Raw genomic sequence first — 14,793 nt, forward strand, 5'->3', positions numbered from 1 at the left:
TTCCTCCCGTGACGCCCGATCGGAGCCTCAAGCCTCCGCATCCATCGGACGAATAATCCTGATTGTGACGTTGATGCAGGTGAACATACTACCGAGTATGTTGTCAATCGCTCGCGAATGCGGCATTGATATTTCATCAGGGAGGAATTGAGATGGCAGACCAGCATCAGGAACCGCGCGCGCCCGGGAACGGAGCGGCAAACCCGACAATGCTTGATCTCGACGCACTCGGGCGCGAGCTCGCAGTTTCGATTCCGGGATTTGGCGCCCTGCAATCGGCGACGAAGTTTTCCGACGGCCAGTCCAATCCGACCTACCTTCTGCTGGCTGAGGGCAAACGCTATGTCTTGCGCGCCAAACCGCCCGGCCAATTGCTCGCCTCGGCCCACCAGGTGGACCGGGAGTTCCGCGTGCTGAAGGCGCTCCACGGCAGCGCCGTTCCCGTGCCGGAAGGGCTATATCTCTCGCCTGAACAGTCCTCTATCGGTCGGATGTTCTATGTCATGAGCCATGTCGATGGCCGCATCCTCTGGGACCCGGCATTGCCGGACGAGACAGTCGAAGGCAGGCGTGCCATCTATGACTCGATGAACCGAACTCTCGCCGCGCTTCATAATGTCGATGTGAATGCTGTCGGCCTGGCCGATTTCGGCAAGCCGGGCAGCTATTTCGAGCGCCAGATTGCACGCTGGGCCAAGCAATACCGCGCGAGCGAGACTGAAAAGCTCGAAGATATGGACTGGCTGATCGATTGGCTGGAAAAGCATGATGCGTGCGACGACGGGCAGGTGGCGCTGGTTCACGGGGACTACCGGATCGACAACATGATCTTTGCGCATCACGGCGCGGAGGTTCTTGCCCTGCTCGACTGGGAACTCTCCACGCTCGGCCATCCGCTCGCCGATCTCGCCTATCAATGCATGCAGTGGCGGTTACCCAACAGGGGTAATTTCCGTGGCATTGGCGGTCTTGACCGCGAGGCTCTGGGCCTTCCGCGAGAAGCTGATTATGTTCGCACCTACTGCGAACGGCGAGGGATCGATATCCCGCAAGACTGGATCTTTGCGCTGGCCTTCTCGTTCTTCCGGATCGGCGCGATCATCCAGGGCGTCGTGAAGCGCGCGCAGGACGGCAATGCTTCCAACCCGGAAAAGGCGCGCCAGCTTGCCGCAGCAGTGCCGCTTGTGGCGCGCATGGCGCGCGATCTCGTGAACAAGGGAGAATGAGGGTGAAGCAGTTCGAGGGATTGACCGTGCTGGTGACCGGCGCAACGGGCGGATTTGGCGAGGCAGCAGCGGAACGTTTCTACCAGGAGGGCGCCAATCTTGTGCTGTCCGATCTCACGGAAGAGGGCATCGATCGCATGGCAAGCCGCTTCGATTCCGCACGTGTTGCGACGCTGGCGGGGTCGGTGGGGGAGGAGAAGCTTTCCGAAGATCTGGTTCAACTGGCGTTCGACAGTTTCGGTTCACTCGATGTCGCAGTCAACAATGCGGGCATCGCACATCCGCTTTTGAGGCTGCCTCAGATCGACAGCGACGTGGCGCGACGGGTTATCGATATCGATCTGATGGGCGTCTTCTACGCCCTCAAGCACCAGCTTCCGGCGATGGAAAAACAATATCGGGAGAGGGGCCGCAAGGCCGCCATCGTCAACGTGGCGTCGGTCGCCGGCGTCGCCGGTGCGCCGGCTGCCAGCATTTATTCCGCCGCCAAACATGGCGTCGTGGGACTGACCAAATCTGCGGCGCTGGAATATGTCCGGCGCGGCGTGCGGATCAATGCGCTCTGCCCGTCTTTCGCCCGGACGCCCATGGTCACCAAAATGCTGGACGCGCAGGTCGAAAGTGGGCAGGCGAGCCGCGAGGAAGCCGAGGCGCATCTGACGCGCGGCATTCCCGCGAGGCGCCTGGGCGAGGTTTCGGAGGTGATCGAAGCGCTGATTTTCGCCGCGTCGCCGGCCAATTCCTTCTACACCGGCCAGACGATCCATGTCGATGGTGGGATGACTGCCACCTGACAGGATTTTCTCAGTTCCTCGCTCTCAGCTTTGCCAGGTTGGCCCCGGCCTCATAGATCGCGCAGAGGATATGGTAGAAGGTGCTTGCCGGCGCGGGTTCGTCGATCAGGGTTCCGTTCGGTCGTCTCTTGTCGAACCAGAGGCCACTGACAGGCGTTTTCAGGAATTCGCGAAATGCATCCGCTGCCTTGATGGCGGAGCCGATGTAGTGTGCCTGCCGTTCCGCCGTACCGACGAGGGCAAGTCTTGTCGCCGCTTTCAGCCACTCCGTTTGCGGCCACATGCGTGCAATCGGGTCATGGACCGAAAAATCGTCATAAAGGCTCATCATCGCAACTTTTCCGTCCCTTGACATGCCGTAGTCGACACCGATCTCGAAAAGTCGCTCCGCCTTGGCCATCGCTTCATTATCGGAGCGCAAGGCCGCCCATTGCGCCAGCAACCAGGACCACTCGAATTGATGGCCCGGCTCCATGACGCGGCCCTTGTCGGAGGGATGCGGGTTCCATTCGCGATCGAAGAATTCGCGCAAACCGCCCGAGCCGGGATCGATGAATTTCGTCAGGGCAAGATGTGCGATTTCGTCGGCCAACGCCGTCCAGGCATCCGGCCGCTCGGAGAGCGTTTCCCAGGCAAGTGCCGCCTCGAAGAGATGCATATGCGGATTGGAGCAGAGCGGGACCCCCGGCGGATCCGCGTGCTCGAAGCCTGCAAGGGGGTGCTTGTGGTGGGTGGTCAGAAGCCGTAGCAGCTCGGTCGCCTTCTCTTCCATCCGCATTCGGGACTCCGGAAAGCTCGCTGCAATCTGCGAAAACGAGAAGAGCGCGAATGCCTGATTGTAGAGATCGTATTCCGGTCTGATCAGGACACCTTGCGCATCGGCAAGGGCACCATAGAGGCCGTCGTGCCGCAGGAAGGTCTTTTCGAAATAGGTCAGGCCGTTGCGGACGATCGTGTCCCAATCGCCGGCAAGGCCACGCTGGTGAGCGACGCTGAAACAATAGATCTGCCGTGGCTGCACCCGCGAACGGCGGTCGTCATCCGCCATGGGGCGACCATCCTGGCCGATCCGTTCATGAAAGCCGCCGGTTGTCGGCTCGACACCCGCAGTGCTCCAAAGGGGCAGTGCCGAGCGCTCGAGCCAATCGCGCAACTCTGTGAGCGTGAGGTCGAGCCGGTGGAGCTGTTCGATGTTCAACATATGACCTTTCGGGGAAGGTGAGTGTGCATGATTGGGAATAACCAAGCGAAGTGCATCTCTGTTCCCTCGAACCACTACTTACCATGGCTGCACCGTCAAGTGTTTCGCTTGTTCGGGTAAAGGCTTCAATCCGGTGCGTATTCTGCATCCGTTACATGTTCGAGCCAGTCCACGGTCTTGCCATCGAGGGCTTCCTGCATAGCGATATGCGTCATGGCAAGATCCGGAGATGCGCCATGCCAATGGCGCTCTCCAGGTTCGAACCAGACGACATCGCCCAAAGTGATCGTCTCAACCGGGCCGCCCTCGCGCTGGACCCGTCCAACACCTGACGTAACGATCAGGGTCTGGCCGAGCGGATGGGTATGCCAGGCGGTGCGCGCTGCCGGCTGGAAGGTGACCGAGACCGCTGCAACGCGTGCAGGCGCTGCCGTCTGGATCAAGGGTTCCATGCGAACCTGTCCGGTGAACCATTCCGAGGGGCCGGGGCTCGAGCTGCGCTGTTCAAGGCGATAGATTTTCATGGCTGGTCTCCTGCGTGAGCGAGTGAGCCTTATCGCATCGTTCACCGTGGAGAGGCAACCTTACCCCTATTTTGCGAGTTCGTTCATCGGGAGGAGTGCCCCCCGATGCATGATGACCTGGAGGGAAACGGCGTGTCCGGCGGCAATTGCCTCGTCCGGTGTCGCTCCGCCGATCAGCGCCGACAGGAAGCCGCCATTGAAACTGTCGCCCGCGCCTGTTGTGTCAACCGGCTGAATACGTTCGATGGAACTTGTTTCGTGGCGCCCGTTCCGATCAGCGAAAAGCATCGGCCCCCCGCCATTCTTCACCAGTACCATCTTCGCGCCGGCTGCCAGATAACGATCGGCGCAGGCGTTGAGATCAGCATCGCCGAACGTCGCGGCTTCATCGTCGAAGCTCGGCAGCAGGATGTCGGCAACGCTGGCGGCCTGCATGGTGACGGAACGCATTTCTTCGGTCGAACTCCACAGGCGAGGGCGCAGATTGGGATCGAAGACGATGGTCTTGCCCGCCTGTCGGGCTGCCTTCAGTTCTCCCAGAAGATTGCTCCGCCCGCTTTCGGAAAGAATAGCCGCCGTAATGCCGGAGAAATAGATCGTATCAGCCGAAAGAAACGCAGCTGACAGGGTCGCCCTGTCATCTGCCAGGGTCTTTGCAGCCGATTGGTCACGCCAGTAGGTGAAGCTGCGCTCACCGTTGTCTATCTCGATCATGTAGAGGCCGGGGCGGCGCGTCGCATGTCTCTGGATCAGCCGCGTATCGATGCCATTGCTCTCGAAAAAGGCCACCATCTTGTCCGAATAGACATCCCGGCCCAGAGAGGTGAAATAGGCGACGTTCCAATCGTGAGGCGACAGGCAGGCCCGCGCATACCACGCGGTATTCATCGTGTCGCCGGCAAAGCCGAGGCGGAAATCCGCGCCACCCAGTGACGCCATTTCGATCATGCATTCGCCCACAGACAGAAATGTCTTCCGGTTCATCCTCAAGTCCTCTCCCAGTGCTCCGACCTCGTCTGGCACAGGGCTGACCACTGCGCAAGATGCGCCGGAAAAGCGCCGGAAAATCATCCATTCTCCCGCAGGAAACTGGAGCGTCGCGATTGCGATTTTGCCCATGGCTGATAAAGTCTGTTCAGTATTGAACTGATTTCGCGGCTTTCGCATAAATTTGCCCTCGCGGAGCTGCGCTATGGGAGAGAGACGCATATGACTGACCTGTTCGACTTTGCGGGCCAAACGGCCTTGATCACTGGCGGCTCACGCGGGCTGGGCCTGCAGATTGCGGAGGTTCTGTCCGATTACGGCGCGCGTGTCATTCTCGCAGCGCGTAAGCAGGCGGAGATCGACGAGGCGGTTTCCCATCTCACGGCACGCGGCGGCGAGGCTATCGGCATTGCGGGCGACCTGTCGAGGATCGAGGAGATTCCGGATTTTGCCGCCAAGGTTCTGGATACGAGCGGATCGGGCGTGCAGATCCTCGTGAACAACGCGGGGGCGACCTGGGGCGCGCCGGCGGAAGATTATCCGCTGGATGCCTGGCACAAGGTCATGAACCTGAACGTGACGTCGATCTTCATGCTCAGCCGGGAGATCGGCCGTCTTTCGATGATCCCTGCAAAATATGGGCGTATCCTCAATATCGCCTCCGTCGCCGGCCTCGGCGGCAATCGCGCCGACCTCAACATGAAGACGATCGCCTACAACACGTCAAAGGGTGCGGTGATCAATTTCACCAAGACGCTCGCCGTCGAATGGGGGCATCATGGCATCACGGTCAACGCGCTCTGCCCCGGCTTCTTCCCCACCAAGATGGCGAAGGGATTGATGGACCAGATGGGCGCAGCACTGCTGCCCTCGGTTCCCAATGGGCGCTTCGGTGGACCGGAGGACCTGAAGGCCCCGGCGCTCATGTTCTGCTCGAAAGCCGCCGGTCACATGACAGGGCAATGGCTGGCAGTCGATGGCGGGATGACTGCTTCGGGGTGAGGCGTCTTTCCACTGACCTGTTGTTTTCGGCTACACAAGGGGCTATATTGTGCTACACAAGGAGTTCCCCATGGTGCTGAATATTCGCAATCAGGAGGCCGACCGGTTGGCGCGCGAGCTGGCCGAGATGGAGCAGACAGGCTTGACCGAGGCGGTCGTGGTCGCGCTCAAGGAGGCGATAGAGCGGCGGGCGAGAGCGCAATCACCTCGGGACGCCGCCGCGCGGCTCCTTGAGAAACATTGTCTTGCATTCCAGCCAGAGCGAAAGCCTGTTTCCCCGGACGCTTATCATTCGCTCGATCACGATCTTTGACGAGGCACCGGATGTTCGTTGACGCCTGCGCCATTGTTTCGCTGATTGCTCGAGATGATGACAGCGAAGCCTACGAGCTAGCACTGATGGCTTCGGAGGCGCCGTTAACGTCCGCCCTTGCCGCGTGGGAAGCGATCATTGTTTTGTCGCGCCCCGATCAGCTGAATTGCCGTTACAGTCAATCTGAGAGAATTGTTGTTGAATGGCTGACGACGGTCGGCATCGCCTTGCGTGAGGCCGATGATCCGCGCCAGATTCTGCGTTACGCCGTTCAGGTTGCGGAGGAGCAGGGGATCGGGAAGCGTTACCTGAGCAATTTCGATTGCTTTCACTATGCTTACACGAAGGCCGCGAACGCGGGGATGATCACGAAGGACCGTCTGCTTAAGGCTACGGATCTCGTGACTTCGCCCTGACGAGGACTCTACGTCTCACGCCAGCCCTGCCGCCTCTATCTCGCTTGCCAGCCAATCCGACAGCCTCGCCGCTGCGGGATGTGGCTGCCGATTGGCGGGGGTTACAAAATAGTAGCTGCTGCGGCTCTCGATCGCCCTGTCGATCGCCTTGACCAGCGTTCCCTCCTGCAGTTCCGCCTGGATCAGGAAGAGCGGCATGAGGGCGACGCCAAGCCCGGCGATGCAGGCTTGCGAGACGTGCATGAACTGTTCAAACCGCATCCCTTCGCGATGTGAACGCTTGACGCCCAGGGTTGAGAACCAGTGCTGCCAGGCCTCCGGCCGCGAGGCCATTTCGAGAAGGGGCATCGAAATCAGCGCCTCCGGCGTCCTGACCGGGTTTTCCTTCAGGAATTGCGGGCTGCAGACCGGCACCACATGCTCGCGCATGAGGAAGCGGAAATGGCTGTCCGGCCAATCCGGTTTGCCGACATGGATGGCAGCATCCAGCCTCTCCTGATCGAAGTCCACGCGCCCGATGCGGGTCGCGAAGTTTACCGTCAGACCCGGATTTTGCTTCAGAAAGGCCGGCATTCGGGGCATCAGCCAGCGGGTGCCGAAGGTCGGCAGGATCGCCAGCCCGAAAACGGCGGAGGCGTTGTCGGACATCGCCTCGAGCGACAGCAGGCGCAGGCTTCGCAAAAGCGCGTCAGCACCCTCGGCATAACGGCGGCCCTTGTCCGTCAGCTCGACGCCGCGGTTGGTGCGGTTGATGAGGGCGACTCCCAATTGCTCTTCCAGCAGCGCGACATGACGGCTGATGGCGCCTGGCGTCAAGTTGAGGGCTGCTGCGGCGGCGCTCATGCTGCCGAGCCGTGCGACGGCGTCGAAGGCTGAGAGGGCGGCAGTTGAAGGGAGCAATCGGCGTTGTGTCGGTTCCATTGGCTTTGACTAAAGCTCAAAGCGGCGAAAGTAAATATGATTTGCGAAAGGCGGTGATTGCGGCGAAACTCGCGCCAACTATCGAGGAGCCGCATTAAGATGTCATCGACTTTTTCCTGGAACGACCCCTTTCTCCTGGACGACCAATTGTCCGACGAAGAGCGCATGATCCGCGACAGCGCGGCCGCGTTTGCCGAGGCCGAGCTGCTGCCGCGTGTCAATGACGCCTATCTGCATGAGACGGCGGCGCCGGAACTCTTCCCTCTGATGGGCAAGGCTGGTCTTCTCGGCGTCACGCTGCCGGAGAAATATGGTGCTGCGGATGCCAATTACGTGTCCTACGGTCTCGTCGCCCGCGAAGTCGAGCGTATCGACAGCGGCTATCGCTCCATGATGAGCGTGCAGTCCTCGCTCGTCATTCATCCGATCAATGCCTATGGCTCGGAAGAGCAGAAGGACAAGTATCTGCCGGGTCTCGTCTCCGGCGAACTGATCGGCTGCTTTGGTCTGACCGAGCCGGATGCCGGTTCCGATCCGGCAGGCATGAAGACGCGTGCGGAAAAGATCTCTGGCGGTTATCGTCTCAAGGGCGCGAAGATGTGGATATCCAATTCGCCCTTCGCCGATGTCTTCGTCGTCTGGGCGAAATCTGAAGCGCATGACGGCCAGATCCGCGGCTTCATCCTTGAAAAGGGCATGAAGGGTCTTTCTGCACCGGCTATCAAGGGCAAGCTGTCGCTGCGCGCCTCGACCACCGGCGAAATCGTTCTGGATGGCGTCGAAGTCGGCGAAGACGCGCTTCTGCCGAATGTCTCCGGTCTGAAGGGGCCGTTCGGCTGTCTCAACCGCGCCCGTTACGGCATTTCCTGGGGCGCGATGGGCGCTGCGGAAGACTGCTGGTTCCGCGCCCGCCAATATGGCCTTGACCGTCACCAGTTCGGCAAGCCGCTCGCCGGCACGCAGCTTTTCCAGAAGAAGCTCGCCGATATGCAGACGGAAATTGCGCTCGGCCTGCAGGCCTCGTTGCGCGTCGGGCGCCTGATGGACGAGCACAAGTTCGCACCGGAGATGATCTCCATCATCAAGCGCAACAATTGCGGCAAGGCGCTCGACATCGCCCGTCAGGCCCGCGACATGCATGGCGGCAACGGCATCCAGATAGAATACCACATCATGCGCCACGCGCAGAACCTTGAAACGGTCAACACCTACGAGGGCACGCATGACGTCCATGCGCTGATCCTCGGCCGTGCGCAGACCGGCGTTCAGGCGTTCTTCTGATGGGCGCCGCCCCGTCCTCGCCGCTTGCCGGCCTCAAGGTCATCGAGCTTGCCCGGATTCTCGCCGGTCCCTGGATTGGCCAGACGCTGGCCGACCTCGGCGCCGATGTCATCAAGGTGGAAAGCCCGGAAGGCGACGACACGCGCGGCTGGGGGCCGCCCTTCATCGAGATCGACGGCGAAAAGTCGGCCGCCTATTTCCATGCCTGCAATCGCGGCAAGCGTTCCGTGATTGCCGATTTTGGCAAGCCTGAAGATCGCGACTTCGTGCTCGCGTTGCTCAAGGATGCCGATGTCGTGATCGAAAATTTCAAGGTGGGCGGCCTGAAGAAATTCGGCCTCGACTATAAAAGCCTGAGCCAACTCAATCCGCGCCTCATCTATTGCTCTGTGACGGGCTTCGGCCAGACCGGCCCCTATGCGAGCCGGGCCGGCTACGATTTCATGATCCAGGGCATGAGCGGTTTTATGGACCTGACGGGTGAGCCGGACGGCCCGCCGGAGAAGATCGGCGTCGCGCTCGCCGATATCATCACCGGACTTTACGGCACCATCGCCATTCAGGCGGCGCTCGCGCATCGGCAAGTCACCGGCAGGGGACAACATGTCGACATGGCGCTTTTCGATACGATGAGCGGCGTGCTTGCCAATCAGGCGATGAACTTCCTGGCATCCGGTGTAGCACCGCGCCGTCTTGGCAATGCGCATCCGAATATCGTGCCGTATCAGACCTTTGCGGTCAGCGATGGCCATATCATCATCGCCTGCGGTAACGACCGGCAGTTTGCCGCCATATGCGACATTCTCCAACTTGAAGGTGTCGCGGCAGACCAGCGTTATGCGACGAACAGGGCGCGGGTCGACAATCGCCGCGCGGTCGCGGAGTTGATCGAAGCCAAAACCAGAACCTTCAGTCGCGACGCGCTTCTGGCGCGACTTGAGGAGAGGGCGGTCCCAGCAGGTCCTATCAATACCGTTGCGGATGTCTTCGCCGATCCGCAATTCCAGCATCGCGGCATGCGCATCGATCCGGCGGGCATTCCGGGGCTACGTTCGCCGCTCGTCTTTTCAGAAGCCGTTCTGGATACATCGCGGCGCGCGCCGAAGCACGGTGAGCACGACGCCGCGGTGCGGGCTCAACTGTCTCGGGACGCGGACGGAACAGCCGCCTGATCGGGAGGGCATGCGCCGCGTTAAGCCCGGCGGGTACAGCTTGTCTTCCGGTTTGGTCGCTTCAATCGCCCCTGAAGGCCCGGCTGATCTGATCGGTGGCGGGTTTGAGGAGATAAGACAGGATCGTGCGGTCGCCGGTCTGGACAAAGGCCTCGACCGGCATTCCGGGCACGAGTTTTGCGGCGCCCAGCTTGGGTAGCTCCGTGATCTCCGGCGTGATGCGGACGACATAGTATCCGGCGCCCGTTCTTTGATCGATGGTGAGATCAGGCGATATCTGCACGACATGACCGTTGATTTCCGGGGTTGTGCGCTGGTTGAAAGCAGAAAAGCGCATGATCGCCTTCTGGCTTTCGTACACCTGGTCAATGTCCTGCGGTGCGATGTGGACTTCCGCCAGAAGATTGTCCTGAACGGGAACGATCGTCATGATCGGTGCGCCGGGTGTAATCACCGCGCCGGACGTATGAACCGTCAGGTCCTGTACGATGCCACCCTGCGGCGCGCGGATTTCTATATGCGTGAGATCGTCACGGGCCGCGATGGCTCGTTCCTCATATTCCGCGATCTGCCCCTGCACGTCGCGAAGATCCGAGGCCGATTGGCTCTTCATGTCGTCGTCGATCTGCAGGCGCTGCAGCTCAGTCTCGCTGATCTTGCCTCTGGCTTCGGCGACTGAAGAGATCAGGCCGCCCAACTCGCCTTCCAGGCGCGCGGACTGGCTTTGCAGCTCGTGCAGGCGGGTGATCGACAAAAGCTGCTGGCCGACGAGCTGTCCGACACCGGAGGATTCCTTGGCGACAAGAGCTGCCTCCTTGCGCTTGCCTTCAATCTGCGCGTTCAGACCTTCGATCTGCTGTCCCAGCTGCACGATGCGCTGATCGAGTTGCTCCTTTCGGCGGGTCTGAGAGAGACGACGCGCCTCGAAAAGGCGGGTCTCACCATCAACGAGTTTCGCCAAATCGCTATCCGAGATGGCAAGGGCGGTCAGTTCCGACGGGAACGCGAGATTCTGCTGGCCGCCTTCTTCCGCCAGCAGCCGGACGGCCCTGACACGGAGCTCTTTCAGCCGCCTTTCCACGATGTCCAGACTGGCGCGGGTCTGTGTGTCATCGAGCCGGATCAGTAATTGGTCGGCCCGGATGCTGTCGCCGTTCGCGACAAAGAGCTGCGCGACGGTCCCGCCCTTCAAATGCTGGATCGGTTTCGGGTAGGAGGCGACCACAAGCCTGCCGGCGGTGACAACGGCACCGGACAGCGAAATCGTTGCAGCCATCCCGCCCAGGCAGACGACCAACAGGAAGAGCGACAGATAGGCGGCCGCGACAAGACCGGATGTGTTCGGCTGCCTTTCGCGGGGAAGGGACTGATCATGCGTGAAGACGGTCATTGCGGCTCATCCTGACTTGCAATCAAGCGAACGGGTCGCTGCCCGGGGGGCGCGGCCTGCCGTGTGACCTGTTGCAGGACTTCGTCCTTCGGCCCGAATGCCTGGATTCTTCCATTGCCCATGGCCATGACTTTATCGACGGCGAGAAGCGCGTTCGGGCGATGCGCGACGATGATGACGATGCCGCCGCGGCTGCGCACGTCCGCGATCGCCGCCGTAAGAGCCACTTCTCCGTCGGAGTCGAGGTTGGAGTTCGGTTCGTCCAGAACGACGAGGAACGGGTCGCCGTAGAGGGCGCGTGCCAGACCGATGCGCTGGCGCTGCCCGGAGGACAGGAACATGCCCTGATCGCCGATCTGCGTGTCGTAGCCATCCGGCATCTGCACGATCAACTCGTGCACGCCGGCAGCCTCGGCCGCCTTCAGCACCGCTTCAGAACTTGCCTGTGGATCGAAGCGCGCGATGTTTTCCGCTATCGTCCCATCGAAGAGCGAGACCGATTGCGGCAGGAAGCCGATGTGGCGTCCGCGCTCGGCCAGAGGCCATTGGTCGAGCGTGGCGCCATCCAGGCGCACATCACCGCGCACCGGGCTCCAGATGCCGACAAGCGCCCTCAGAAGGGTCGATTTTCCGGAGGCACTGGGTCCGATAATGCCGAGACCATCGCCGGCCCTGAGCGCAAACGAAGCGTCATGGACGATGGGGGTCTGGTCGCCAGGCGCGAAAATGCTCACGCCTCGAACGGTCAGCGTCTTGCTGGGTGCGGGGAGGGAAACTGCAGGTGCGTCTTCTGGCGGAAGGCTGGCAAGTCTCTTCAGGCGCGCCCAGCTCTGCCTTGCACCGACGAAACCCTTCCAATGGGCAATTGCCAGTTCGACGGGGGCAAGCGACCTGCTGAGAAGGATGGAGCTCGCAATCATGATCCCGCCGGTGGTTTCCTGCTGAAGCACGAGCACGGCACCCAGCGCGAGCATGCCCGATTGCGCGATCATGCGCATGACCTTGGAGACGGAACTGAGGCCACTGCTCCTGTCGCTCGCCGACACCTGCTCCGCCAGATAGGCGTCGTTGGTCCGATACCAGCGAGCGGCCAGACGCTCATAGAAACCCATGGCCCACAGAACCTCGATGTTCTGCCGAATGGTCTGCGAAATCGCGGTGCGTTCTGCCGCCTTTCTCGAAACCGCGGCCACGGGCTCCTTGGCCCGCAGATCGGCAATGATTGCCAGGAGCGACAGAAGGACCGCGCTTGCGAGAGCGAAAACGCCGATCCACGGGTGGAATAGAAAACTGATACCGACATAGATCGGCATCCAGGGCAGGTCGAAAAACGCTGCCGGGCCCATTCCCGACATGAAGGCGCGAACCTGATCGAGGTCACGCAGGGTTTGCAGGCCGTCTCCCTCGAGCTTTGCTTTCAAAGGCAGACGCATCGTTGCATCGAAAATGGGACCGCTCATCCTGCGATCGGCAAGCCAACCCAGCCGGGTGAGCAGGCGTCCGCGAATGACTTCGAGAATGCCATGGAAGACATAGAGAACGCCCGCCACGATGACGAGCCCAACCAGCGTGGGCATACTTTTGCTCGGGATCACCCGGTCATAAACCTGAAGCATGAAGAACGAGCCGGTCAGCGCGAGGATGTTGATGATCCCGCTCGAAAGCGCAATGGCCGTCAGCGTTGACTTTGCGCCAGTCAAAACTGCGGACAGGCTGACAAGTCGCGAATTTACACCCTGAGCGTGACGCATGTACTCCTCCGGACCAACCTTATCGGGGTCACACAACTTGCCCCTCTGAAGGCACATCGGTGGCCATAGAATTTGATCCATAAAGCAACGTCAACATGTCTCCGGTTGAGATACGTCCCACAAGGAAACAATTCATGCGAGGCGGATCGTGCGCAAATCCGGATCAAATCGAACTCAGGATAACGCTTCCGGTGGCCAATGACAGCTTTCTACTTCGATATATTAGAAGACTGGTTAATTGCGTAAGGGTGCACGCTTCGGCTCAACGGCCCGCCGGAGGATCTAATCGGGCCTCTACTGGAAAATTACGCTTGGAAAGTGAGGAAGTGCTTCATTAGCTGATCCGCATTCACTGCCGGTATTTCGATGGCCGGATGGGTATTGCGAACGCCGGCTCGACCCAAATAGCCGTGCAGTCTGGGGCCAGAGGCGTCGTCGAGGGATGGTTCCGGATGCGGATGCTGTCCTTCAGGCGGCCTTGATGCAATCTCGTCCTGCGGCCTTTGCGGCATAGAGGGCCCGATCGGTCTCGGCAAACAGCTCCGAAGCGGACAGGCGCTTGCCATCGTTTGTGCAAATTCCGACCGAGATCGTAACGCCGCCCGCGGCCTTGCTGTCCGGGTGGCTTCTGAGCGATCTCATGTCCCGCTGCAGGTTGGTGATGTATTGGGTCAGTCGAAGAGCGCAATCAGGGCCGGTAGCGATCACGGCGAATTCGTCACCCCCAAGGCGGATGGGAGTAATGCCTTCGCTCGCGTTGTCGAGCATGAAAAGCGCCAGCGAGCAAAGGATCTGGTCCCCGGCGGCATGTCCCATGTTGTCGTTCACGGCCTTGAAACGGTCGATATCGACGAGGGCAAGCGAGAGTGGCTCATGACCATGGACCAACCCGGCCAGCAACTGGTTGAACACGGACCGGTTCGGCAGGCCTGTCAAAGGATCCGTCGTGGCCAGCCGGCTCAGTGTCTCGTTTGCCCTTTGAACCTCACCATGAGCCTTCCGGAGCGAGACCGCCAGCTCGGTTGCTTGTCGTGTCGTCGCATGATTTCTGCAAAAGTTGCGCTCGCTGATGATGGCGATGCGAACCAGCATGCCCATCAGAAGAAAGACATTCGAAGCGACAACGATGTCGACGGTCTGCCCTTGCAATAGCAATTTAAAGATCGTGGAGAGAAGGATAGGTGCTCCAAAGGCCACCGAAATCCGCCAGTAGGCGAGACTTTGGATGATCGCGCCCGTTGTGATGCCGGCCATGATGAAGACAATGTAGGCAGTCGTCCGGCTCTCGATGGAGTCCAGGAAATAGGTCGGTAGCGGAACCCAGCTCAGCCCTGCCACGAATGCAAGGATCGTCAGATTGCGAAGCGCGGATTGTGGGTCGGAAAGAGAAGATATTCTTCTGAGTTGCCTTAGCCCGTATGCAAGCCGAAGCGAGTTGAGGGCTACAATGACGGCCAACCATGCAAATATGAGATTGCCACCCCGTTCGTCGTAGATCAGGAGAGCGGCTGAGCTCGCTATGAAACAGTTCGCTGTCAGGGTGACGACAATATTCGAGAGGCTGCTACGGAGCTGAGCCTTGCCAACCGGTTCCGATGCATATGCGTTGTTATTCGCGTCCACCAAACCTGCCTTCTTTCGACGTCGCTGTCTCGTATTCAGACATTCTTATAAACGAGAAGCCTTTCAAAATGTTTGAAATCTATTCGATGTTTTGACTGAAGTGCGAATTGTCGCCGCTTGTGTGTTCAGAATTCGGAAATTATTTCTTCATCAGATTTACGGCCACTGCCTCTGACGAGGGCACATAGTCCT

The 14,793-nt window shown here is 60.2% G+C and carries 14 protein-coding genes; 7 read left to right on the plus strand and 7 right to left on the minus strand.

Going from position 1 to position 14,793, the window contains the following annotated elements; genetic code table 11:
• The first annotated feature begins 152 nt into the window (after positions 1–152).
• Together ABID16_RS16490 and ABID16_RS16495 are read left to right on the plus strand one after the other, a co-directional pair.
• Complete coding sequence (locus ABID16_RS16490; protein WP_435532434.1) at positions 153–1,226, plus strand: phosphotransferase family protein; 1,074 nt, start codon at positions 153–155, stop codon at positions 1,224–1,226.
• The gene (locus ABID16_RS16495) at positions 1,223–2,020 is read left to right on the plus strand and encodes an SDR family NAD(P)-dependent oxidoreductase (protein ID WP_354557451.1); all 798 of its coding nucleotides are present in this window, start codon (positions 1,223–1,225) and stop codon (positions 2,018–2,020) included. The genes ABID16_RS16490 and ABID16_RS16495 overlap by 4 nt, the downstream gene beginning before the upstream one ends.
• Positions 2,021–2,030: 10 nt before the next feature.
• Here ABID16_RS16495 and ABID16_RS16500 read toward each other — a convergent pair whose 3' ends face one another.
• The 3 genes from ABID16_RS16500 to ABID16_RS16510 form a co-directional block, all read right to left on the minus strand.
• Positions 2,031–3,221: an AGE family epimerase/isomerase gene (locus ABID16_RS16500; RefSeq protein ID WP_354557452.1), complete on the minus strand. Its 1,191-nt coding sequence runs from the start codon at positions 3,219–3,221 to the stop codon at positions 2,031–2,033.
• A gap of 125 nt (positions 3,222–3,346) precedes the next feature.
• Positions 3,347–3,745: a (R)-mandelonitrile lyase gene (locus tag ABID16_RS16505; RefSeq protein WP_354557453.1), complete on the minus strand. Its 399-nt coding sequence runs from the start codon at positions 3,743–3,745 to the stop codon at positions 3,347–3,349.
• A 66-nt stretch (positions 3,746–3,811) separates the two neighbouring features.
• Positions 3,812–4,729, minus strand: coding sequence for a sugar kinase (locus ABID16_RS16510; RefSeq protein WP_354557454.1), 918 nt, complete (start codon positions 4,727–4,729; stop codon positions 3,812–3,814).
• Between the two features lie 225 nt (positions 4,730–4,954).
• Between ABID16_RS16510 and ABID16_RS16515 the strand changes: the two genes are divergently transcribed.
• The 3 genes from ABID16_RS16515 (at position 4,955) to ABID16_RS16525 (ending at position 6,463) form a co-directional block, all read left to right on the plus strand.
• Positions 4,955–5,734, plus strand: coding sequence for an SDR family oxidoreductase (locus ABID16_RS16515; RefSeq protein WP_354557455.1), 780 nt, complete (start codon positions 4,955–4,957; stop codon positions 5,732–5,734).
• Positions 5,735–5,804: 70 nt separating this feature from the next.
• Positions 5,805–6,047 carry a type II toxin-antitoxin system VapB family antitoxin gene (locus tag ABID16_RS16520; protein ID WP_354557456.1) on the plus strand — a complete coding sequence of 81 codons (243 nt, stop codon included), beginning with the start codon at positions 5,805–5,807 and terminating at the stop codon, positions 6,045–6,047.
• Positions 6,048–6,058: 11 nt separating this feature from the next.
• Positions 6,059–6,463: a type II toxin-antitoxin system VapC family toxin gene (locus tag ABID16_RS16525; RefSeq protein WP_354557457.1), complete on the plus strand. Its 405-nt coding sequence runs from the start codon at positions 6,059–6,061 to the stop codon at positions 6,461–6,463.
• A gap of 15 nt (positions 6,464–6,478) precedes the next feature.
• Here the strand turns inward: ABID16_RS16525 and ABID16_RS16530 are convergent, their stop codons facing one another.
• Complete coding sequence (locus ABID16_RS16530) at positions 6,479–7,384, minus strand: LysR family transcriptional regulator (RefSeq protein WP_354557458.1); 906 nt, start codon at positions 7,382–7,384, stop codon at positions 6,479–6,481.
• A gap of 99 nt (positions 7,385–7,483) precedes the next feature.
• Here ABID16_RS16530 and ABID16_RS16535 point away from each other — a divergent pair, with 99 nt between their 5' ends.
• Both ABID16_RS16535 and ABID16_RS16540 read left to right on the plus strand, forming a co-directional pair.
• Positions 7,484–8,665, plus strand: coding sequence for an acyl-CoA dehydrogenase (locus ABID16_RS16535; protein ID WP_354557459.1), 1,182 nt, complete (start codon positions 7,484–7,486; stop codon positions 8,663–8,665).
• Complete coding sequence (locus tag ABID16_RS16540) at positions 8,665–9,837, plus strand: CaiB/BaiF CoA transferase family protein (protein ID WP_354557460.1); 1,173 nt, start codon at positions 8,665–8,667, stop codon at positions 9,835–9,837. Before ABID16_RS16535 ends, ABID16_RS16540 begins: the two co-directional genes overlap by 1 nt.
• A 61-nt stretch (positions 9,838–9,898) precedes the next feature.
• Here ABID16_RS16540 and ABID16_RS16545 read toward each other — a convergent pair whose 3' ends face one another.
• From ABID16_RS16545 to ABID16_RS16555, 3 genes are all read right to left on the minus strand, one after another.
• Positions 9,899–11,227 carry an HlyD family type I secretion periplasmic adaptor subunit gene (locus ABID16_RS16545; RefSeq protein WP_354557461.1) on the minus strand — a complete coding sequence of 443 codons (1,329 nt, stop codon included), beginning with the start codon at positions 11,225–11,227 and terminating at the stop codon, positions 9,899–9,901.
• The gene (locus ABID16_RS16550) at positions 11,224–12,978 is read right to left on the minus strand and encodes a type I secretion system permease/ATPase (protein WP_354557462.1); all 1,755 of its coding nucleotides are present in this window, start codon (positions 12,976–12,978) and stop codon (positions 11,224–11,226) included. Before ABID16_RS16550 ends, ABID16_RS16545 begins: the two co-directional genes overlap by 4 nt.
• Positions 12,979–13,446: 468 nt before the next feature.
• Positions 13,447–14,601, minus strand: a complete 1,155-nt coding sequence (locus ABID16_RS16555; RefSeq protein WP_354557534.1) for a GGDEF domain-containing protein — start codon at positions 14,599–14,601, stop codon at positions 13,447–13,449.
• Positions 14,602–14,793: the final 192 nt, after the last annotated feature.

Origin of the sequence: Limnomicrobium aquaticum, assembly GCF_040545545.1 — a bacterium.
In the GTDB taxonomy this organism is placed as follows: domain Bacteria; phylum Pseudomonadota; class Alphaproteobacteria; order Rhizobiales; family Rhizobiaceae; genus Ensifer_A; species Ensifer_A aquaticum.